Origin of the sequence: Bacillus swezeyi (genome assembly GCF_001969815.1) — a bacterium.
In the GTDB taxonomy this organism is placed as follows: Bacteria; Bacillota; Bacilli; order Bacillales; family Bacillaceae; genus Bacillus; species Bacillus swezeyi.
Genome location: NZ_MRBK01000027.1, coordinates 1 through 7,417, shown reverse-complemented (window position 1 = coordinate 7,417; position 7,417 = coordinate 1). Strand labels below are relative to the sequence as shown.

The window sequence follows — 7,417 nt, the reverse complement described above, 5'->3', positions numbered from 1 at the left end:
TTTCAGCTCTTTGGCAAGGTTTCTGATCGACGGGAGCGGCTCTGATTCTGAGAGCACTCCCTTGACGATATGCTCCTTTAATTGATTGACGATCTGTAAATAAATCGGTTCGTCGGAAGAGTTTGAAATGATAATATTCAAAGCATGACATCCCTCAATTCGTTATAACTGTATATATACACTATAAACAGTTATAACAATGATGTCAACAATGCTCACCATTCATTCATCAAAGCCGATGGTGACACTGAAACATCATGTCAGATTGTTTTTTCAGCTCCGTACAATATGAGGTAAACATCCATATCAGGTTTGGGGGTGTTGATGATGGTGATAACCAAGCGAATGAAGCAGCTGATCAATCACTTGATTCAAGTTGAATTCCCAGTCCGCCTACTTATATTTAGCGATGGCAAACGACTTTTATCGCTTAAACTTGACGGGTATCGGCCGCTGGTTTAGGCTTCAACATGATGAAGAGCGCGGCCATGCACTAAAGTTGATTGACGACTTCACAGACCGCAATGGGATCGTTAAAATGAAAAGCACCCCAGAACGCCGATTCATTTCGGGAATGCGGAAGAAGCTTTTTCAAAAAGTGTTGAATATGAGCAATATGTGACGGAAAACTGCAGAAAAGCGTATAACTGAGCGCACCCTTATTTCCAGCATTCAATACTTTCCTGAGAACGCCAAAAGACCTCCGCTTTAGTGGAGGTCTCTTTTATTGATGTCATTTAGAATTGAATAATTGAGCCGCATTTTTGCGGCCGATCTTTTGCCTGTCCGTTTCGCTGATTGGACATTGATCAAACCATGACGAGATTTCTTCCATAGATTCGTATGGATAGTCGACCGAAAATAAAATTCTGTCTGAGCCGACTTCCAGAATGGTATCGATTAAAGCCTGTGTACGGAAAACGCCGCTTGTGGTCAAATAGAAATTTTGGCGAAGGTACTCGGTAACAGGCTTTTGATGGTTACCGTGCGTTTCGGGCCGCTGGTGGCGAAGCCGGTGTTCCACACGCGGCAGTGTAAACGGCAATCCTTCTCCGAGATGGCCGAGGATAATGGTCAAGTTTGGGTATCGATCAAACAGTCCGCTTAACATCAGCCGTAATGCATGTGTGGCCGTTTCGACTCCAAATCCCCAAGCTGAGCCAAGCAGTCCCTCATAGCCTTGATATATTCTTTGCTGATGAGGCAGCGGAATGCGGGGATGAAGGTAGACGGGAACGCCCAGTTTTTCGACTTCTTCCCAAAATGGCCAAACTTGGGGTTCGTCAAGGTATTGGGCTCTGTTTTCATCACCGATATTGCTGTAGCCGTTGATCAGTGCACCGACAAAACCAAGGTCTTGCACCGCCCGTTTCAGCTCTTTTGCTGCCGCCTTTGGATCCTGCAGCGGAAGCGCTGCGAAAGCTTGAAAACGGTCAGGGTGTTTAGCAATGAAATACTGTGAAACATGGTCATTCATCTGCCGCGCCAGTTCGATGGCCTTTTGCGGATCGGTAACACCTTCAATCCCCGGCTGTGTCAACGATAATATCGATGTCTGAATTCCGTTTTTATCCATATCCTCGATGCGTTTTTCATATTCCTGTAATCGCTGTTGGACTTTTGCAAAATAGTCTGTGTCTGTGAAATCATGGCTGCCCGTCGCTGGAAAATCGGGTGACTCCCAGTGTTCTTCTAAAACGATTTTACCTCTCATGATAAAAGCTCCTTTCGATGAAAAATCGACTCGAGATTGACGGACCGTCATTGTTTTCGAAATAATCATATACGCAGCTGCTATATTAAATTTTATCACTTGGCATGATTTGGTCAATCAACAGTTCTTTTCCAAATGTCGAATACTTTACATATGCCCGTCATTTGTTAAAAAACGGCGCAATGTTATACAAGGAGGATGAAAATGTCTAATCAACAAAGTGTTGACCGGCGGATTAAAAGAACGTCTAAATGTTTAAGAAATGCTTTCGTTCAGCTTTTAAAAGAAAAAGATGTGCATTCGATTACTGTACAAGAAATTGCCGATAGAGCCGATTTGACGCGCGCAACATTTTATCTTCATTACAAAAATAAGCAGGATTTTATTTTGCGAAGTATGGAAGACATGCTCAATGATCTGATTGAGCATGTCAAACCGGTATTTTCAAAAGCAGACCGGGTGTATCCGCCGCCATCTTTTCTAAGTCTGTTTGAGTTTATTTACGAACACGCCGAATATTTTGAAGTGATGTTAAGCGACCGGGGTCTTCCCCAGTTTAGAAGCTATCTCTTGAAGATTGTGCAAAAGCGGGTTTATGGAGAGTTAATATCGTCAATTGAGGAATCCGAAGAACAGCTGATGATTCCAAAAGATCTTCTCATCCATTATATTACGTCAGCAAATATAGGCGTTATTTCCTCATGGCTGGAAAGCGGAATGAAATTCAGCCCCGTTTATATGGCTGAGCAATTGACCCGCTTAACTATACTCGGGCCGATTCGGGTCGCAGGCTTTGAAAATAAAATAAAACACCCCTTTTAAATGATTCGTGAACAAGAAGCCCGCGGCGTTAAAAAAAGCCGACGGCCCGTCACTGGAATCGGCTTTTCTATCATTGCTTTATTCCCCGTTCTTTGCAAAACGCTTGATCCGTTCCCCGATTTCATGGCGCACCCGCTGGAAGAACCCCCGGATTTTCTTACCGGCACAAGGTCCAAATCCGCCTTATTATATAAACCTGTGCTGCTACTTTTATGTTCCTGTCATCTCAGTGCACGTGACCGTGTGAACTAAAAATGAAACACCACGAGCTGCGGGCTCGCGGTGTTTTGATCGCTTTTTAGCGGCTCTTCACCAAAAGATTCACCGCTTCTTCGACCATTTTTTGCGTATCTCCGCCAGAAGCCATTTCTTCCTTCAGACATTTTTTATTTTAGATTCAGTTTTTCCGGTCCAATCCTCCATGTCCTGCGATATATTAACGACATGCCAAAAGCCGTGGGCCTTCAATATTTGCGCCGCCAATGCGCTTCTCTGCCGGAATGGCAAATGATATAAAGGCAGCTACCCCTCCGAGTGCTGCCCCTTCTTCCTTTTTAATTCCGTGCAAATCCATTGTCATCGTACATGGAACAAGCTGAACCCCCTGCTCCTTTGCAAGATCGATTTACTGCGGCAATGGCATTGCACTGTGCTTCTTGATGACATGTTTGATCATGTTCGGCCACATCTCAAGCATATTTATTTTTTCAGCGGATTTGGCGATTTTTTTTTAATCCATGCTTTGAAAAATATTTTATTCCTTCCTGAGGCAAAATATCGTTAACATTCAGGATAGGCGGGATTTTAATGGAGATTACCATCATGACCTTTAATATACATCACGGAAAAGGCGCCGATAAGCGCCTCGATTTGCAAAGGATTGCAGATGTTATCACTGAAAGCGATGCCGATATTATCGGACTCAATGAAGTGGACAAACATTTTTCAAAAAGGAGCGATTATGAAGATCAAGTCGGCTGGCTTGCGTCGCAATTGCAAATGTACCATGCTTACAGTCCTTCGCTTTCATTAAGCTCTGGACAAGCCTCCCCTGAAAGGCAGTATGGCAATGCCCTTTTAAGTCGTTTTCCCATTGTTGAAGAAAAGCATCATTTGTTCAACTTTGTCACAGGGCTTATTGAAGGAAGATCGCTGCTTGAAACAACCGTTAGGATCGATCAAAAGCTCTTCCGCCTCTTTGTGACGCATTTCAGTTTAAATCCTTTTCTTCATAGAAAACAAACGGATTTCTTGTTGGAAAGAATTCTAAAGCTTGAGGAGCCGGCGGTTGTCATGGGGGATTTAAATATGAAACCTCACTCGAAAGGTTGGCAAAAAGTCGCTGGGGCGCTCTATGATACTTGGAAGGAAGCCGGAGAAGGCCCGGGTTTCACATATCCGTCACATCGTCCGAAAAAACGTTTGGACTACGTCTTCACTAGCCCGTCTCTTCATGTCTCAAAAGCTGAAGTTGTAACCATAGACCCGAGCGCTTCTGACCATTTGCCGCTTAAGGCTGTAATGATGTGTTAAAGGACGGCTTTAAATGCCGTCCTCAAGCTTTTGCAATTCCTAAAAATACGCCGGCTGTCACAATCAAAATAATCCCGATGCCAATGCCGATCAGCTGCCGTTTTGTTTTCTTTTCACCAAGCAAAATAATGCCGCCGAGGGTTGAAATGACAATTCCCATTTGTGACAATGAAAAACTGGTAGCGACACCGACCCTCGGCTGAGAGATGAATAAAAACATGTTTCCCGCGGCCCAGATTAAGCCGGGGATAATATTTTTGATGACATAGAAATTAAATGGCTTATGCCTGAATGTTAAAATCAAACCGCCGGCAACCATTCCGATGGCCTGAGGAAAAAGCGCCGACCAGCCGCTGACATCAAAGAACCGGACTACAACGACATACACGAGGTAGCCTAAAGTAGAAATGAGCAAAATGATGATTCCTTTTTTCATGTTGCCCTTAGTTTCTTCCGTTTTTTGGCGGCGGTCTTCAAGTGAGGTCAAGACGATCCCTACGATGATGAAGATAAGCGCCAAGACGCCGAGAATAATGGAGACCGTTGTCGCCCACTCGTGAAAAACGAGGACGCCGAAGAACGAGGTGGATACGAGTTGCATACCGGTTGAGATCGGCATCGTTTTTGATACGCCGATCAGCTTAATGCTTTTCAGCTGGTTGGTTTGTCCAAGCGCCCAAAACAGCCCTGAAACAATCCCTACCGCAAAGATGCGCGGCGATAACTCAGGCTGGACGACAAAGTAGATGCCGATTGAAAAGATTAAGGCTCCGATTGTCGTTCCAAGTACTTGGCTGTAAGGCCCGCCCCCTAGCTTTACATTAAAGAGGACGATGCTCCCCCAGAAAATGGCTGGTAAAATCGCTAAGAAAATGTCCATTTGATTTAAACCTTTCTTTTTTGTCTTTATCTTTTAAAGTGTACTATACATGCGGTTTTTAAAACAAAAAATGATATGGTAAGGGATAGTGAAATAAAAAAATCCATTTTGACCAGCATGATCAAAATGGATGAACACATGTATGTGACGTTACATTAGCATTTTTCATCGTTTTGCTGAAGTGAGCCTGCAGGAGCTGTCAGCCAAGGCATCTCGGGAATAAGAGCGGGATTATGGTATAGATCATTGATCAGCCGGTCTTTTATGCCGAGCGGGTTTCGGTTTACATCTTTCAAGCTGAAATGAATGCTTCCCATTACACTTGATGAACGGTTTAATGCAATTTGCCTTGGATATTCTTCAGGATCTGACCATGCTGGATCGGCGTTCTGATTGATTTTATAGGCTGCTTGTCCAATATATAAATGAACCGGGCGCCCTTCTGTTTCATTTTTCCACCAGTCGACTAAAATGTCATAGGCGGCGGGGGCAAAACCGATGCTCCAGTAGATTTGCGGAGCGATATAATCAAGATACCCCTGCTGTATCCACTCCCGCGTGTCTGCATAAAGGTCATCATAGTTTGTCATTCCTGCTGTCGTATTCGATCCAGTCGGATCATCTGCCTTGTTGCGCCACACACCGAATGGGCTGATTCCAAATTTGACATGCGGCTTTTCTTTTTTTATGGCGGTATTGATCTGTTTGACGAGCTTGTTGACATTGTCCCTCCGCCAATCGTCGATATTTTCAAAACAGTTTTTGCCGTATTGTTCGTACGTATCCAGATCGGGAAATTCAACGCCTGCTATTTTATACGGATAAAAATAGTCATCCATATGAACGGCGTCAATGTCATAGTTTTTGACGACTTCCTCAATTCCTTTCACGATAAAATCCTGTACTGCGGGAATACCTGGGTTATAGTACAGCTGTCTGCCATAGGCGGCAACCCAATCCGGGTGTCTTCTTGCCGGGTGATCTTCTGAAAGCCTGTTCAAATCCGTATGATTCATCGTAATCCGGTAAGGGTTGAACCATGCATGGAATTCAAGCTTTCTTCGATGTGTTTCTTCGAGCAGAAAGCACAGCGGATCATATCCTGGGTCTTTTCCTTGGACGCCTGTTAAATACTCCGACCATGGTCCGTATGATGAAGGATAAAAAGCATCGGCTGTCGGCTTGATTTGAACAACGACAGCATTCATTCCCATTTCTGTAACGTCATTCAGCAGTTTAATGTACTCTTCTTTTTGTTGTTTCACGGTAAGTCCTTTTTTTGAAGGCCAGTCAATGTTTGTGACGGTGGCGATCCATACCGCCCGCAATTCGCTTGTTTTGTCTTTACCGCACATCTTATTCATAAACATGTCCTCCTTATTGGAAAATTCGGAACCTTCTGTTATTATATGCCGGACGGCTCGTTTTGTATATGAAAACAGGCTAAGACATCATCAGTCTCAGCCTGTAATATGCTTGATTTGTTTTACCTGCTGCATCAGAAATTGGACGAATGCCTCATCTCTGGCAAGCCATGCTGCATGATTTCGTTTAATAAACCGCTCCGCCTCTTCGAAAGAAGCGAATGTTTCGTTTTGTGTCACCCCGTTTAATTGAATGTTCCAGCCTTGATCGGTCGGGAAAAGATAAAGTTGATCCTCTTCCCGATTGGCGTAAAGGGTGCCGTATTCAGACTCTTTCAGGTTATAAATGTTTTTGAAAGCGTCCGCTTTCAGCGGTTCGAGCGGGAACGGCTCTGTAACATACAATCTGAATACGTCGTCAGTCAAAGGACATCCGGAAGCTTTTGCATGGCCGCCCCCGCCAAAACTGGCGGCGATTTCTGATACATCTGTTTCATCGTGAATCGTGCGGAGGCTCACTTTTTTGCCGCCCATATTCAATATGGCGATGTAGTCAAGATGTGGATAGGCTTTGCCAAGTTCATTTCCGACTTCGGAGTGGTATGCCTCGGCATGAACGATACCGACACAATGCGCATTGATGAAAGTCTGTACGATTTCCCGCTTTTTTCGGCGAATATACCGTTCGATTTTCTCTTCTTCCATATCCAGAATTTTTTCCTCGAATTCGTCAAAAGAAAACTCATCGCTTTCCTTCAGGCGCCGCACCATTTTTTCTTCGAATTCATCAATGGACACCATAAAAAACAAATCATTCAGGCGCTTTGCCTGAAGTACACCCGCCTGCTCCCACTCCCAGGTGTCATATTGGCGGACGAGCTCGACAAATTGATCCATAGCCCTCGATTTTGGAATAAGGCCATTGTCTATTAAATATTCATAAAAAAGCGATGTGGCTGAAGCAAGCCTTCCGTCTTCATATTGAACTTTTACCATTCCCCAAGGATGTTCATTCAAATGGAGTGCTGTTTTATGGTGGTCAATCAGTTTGACCTTTCCTCCCGCTTCTGCATATTCGTTCAGCCTTTCTTCATTTCCTTGATG

At 44.1% G+C, this 7,417-nt stretch carries 8 protein-coding genes and 1 pseudogene; 3 read left to right on the top strand and 6 right to left on the bottom strand.

Annotated features, from left to right (window positions below; genetic code table 11):
- A partial coding sequence (locus tag BTA30_RS18670; RefSeq protein WP_142243719.1) for a GntR family transcriptional regulator occupies positions 1–141 on the bottom strand: 141 nt, incomplete at its 3' end.
- Positions 142–376: 235 nt separating this feature from the next.
- Between BTA30_RS18670 and BTA30_RS24340 the strand changes: the two genes are divergently transcribed.
- A complete protein-coding gene (locus BTA30_RS24340; protein WP_076762819.1) occupies positions 377–622 on the top strand; it encodes a ferritin-like domain-containing protein in 246 nt (81 codons plus the stop codon).
- A gap of 111 nt (positions 623–733) precedes the next feature.
- Here the strand turns inward: BTA30_RS24340 and BTA30_RS18660 are convergent, their stop codons facing one another.
- Positions 734–1,714, bottom strand: a complete 981-nt coding sequence (locus BTA30_RS18660; RefSeq protein ID WP_076762821.1) for an amidohydrolase family protein — start codon at positions 1,712–1,714, stop codon at positions 734–736.
- A gap of 204 nt (positions 1,715–1,918) precedes the next feature.
- Between BTA30_RS18660 and BTA30_RS18655 the strand changes: the two genes are divergently transcribed.
- Positions 1,919–2,536: a TetR/AcrR family transcriptional regulator gene (locus BTA30_RS18655; RefSeq protein WP_076762816.1), complete on the top strand. Its 618-nt coding sequence runs from the start codon at positions 1,919–1,921 to the stop codon at positions 2,534–2,536.
- Positions 2,537–2,972: 436 nt separating this feature from the next.
- Here BTA30_RS18655 and BTA30_RS22600 read toward each other — a convergent pair.
- Positions 2,973–3,242 (bottom strand): annotated as a pseudogene (locus tag BTA30_RS22600) (DsrE/DsrF/DrsH-like family protein); the annotation flags it as partial.
- A gap of 101 nt (positions 3,243–3,343) precedes the next feature.
- Between BTA30_RS22600 and BTA30_RS18640 the strand changes: the two are divergent.
- On the top strand, positions 3,344–4,069 hold the full coding sequence (locus BTA30_RS18640) for an endonuclease/exonuclease/phosphatase family protein (protein WP_076762812.1): 726 nt from the start codon (positions 3,344–3,346) through the stop codon (positions 4,067–4,069).
- Between the two features lie 22 nt (positions 4,070–4,091).
- Here BTA30_RS18640 and BTA30_RS18635 read toward each other — a convergent pair whose 3' ends face one another.
- From BTA30_RS18635 to BTA30_RS18625, 3 genes are all read right to left on the bottom strand, one after another.
- Positions 4,092–4,949: a RhaT/GlcU family sugar-proton symporter gene (locus tag BTA30_RS18635; RefSeq protein WP_076762810.1), complete on the bottom strand. Its 858-nt coding sequence runs from the start codon at positions 4,947–4,949 to the stop codon at positions 4,092–4,094.
- A gap of 155 nt (positions 4,950–5,104) precedes the next feature.
- Positions 5,105–6,313: a glycoside hydrolase family 10-like protein gene (locus BTA30_RS18630; protein WP_076762808.1), complete on the bottom strand. Its 1,209-nt coding sequence runs from the start codon at positions 6,311–6,313 to the stop codon at positions 5,105–5,107.
- 96 nt (positions 6,314–6,409) lie between these two features.
- Positions 6,410–7,417: DHH family phosphoesterase (locus BTA30_RS18625; protein ID WP_076762806.1), on the bottom strand; the 1,008-nt coding region annotated here is incomplete at its 5' end.

Excerpts from the sequence above, each read along its gene's own strand:
- BTA30_RS18630 (WP_076762808.1), bottom strand. The coding sequence starts at position 6,313 with ATGAATAAGATGTGCGGTAAAGACAAAACAAGCGAATTGCGGGCGGTA.
- BTA30_RS18660 (WP_076762821.1), bottom strand. The coding sequence starts at position 1,714 with ATGAGAGGTAAAATCGTTTTAGAAGAACACTGGGAGTCACCCGATTTT.
- BTA30_RS18640 (WP_076762812.1), top strand. The coding sequence starts at position 3,344 with ATGGAGATTACCATCATGACCTTTAATATACATCACGGAAAAGGCGCC.
- BTA30_RS18655 (WP_076762816.1), top strand. The coding sequence starts at position 1,919 with ATGTCTAATCAACAAAGTGTTGACCGGCGGATTAAAAGAACGTCTAAA.
- BTA30_RS18635 (WP_076762810.1), bottom strand. The coding sequence starts at position 4,949 with ATGGACATTTTCTTAGCGATTTTACCAGCCATTTTCTGGGGGAGCATC.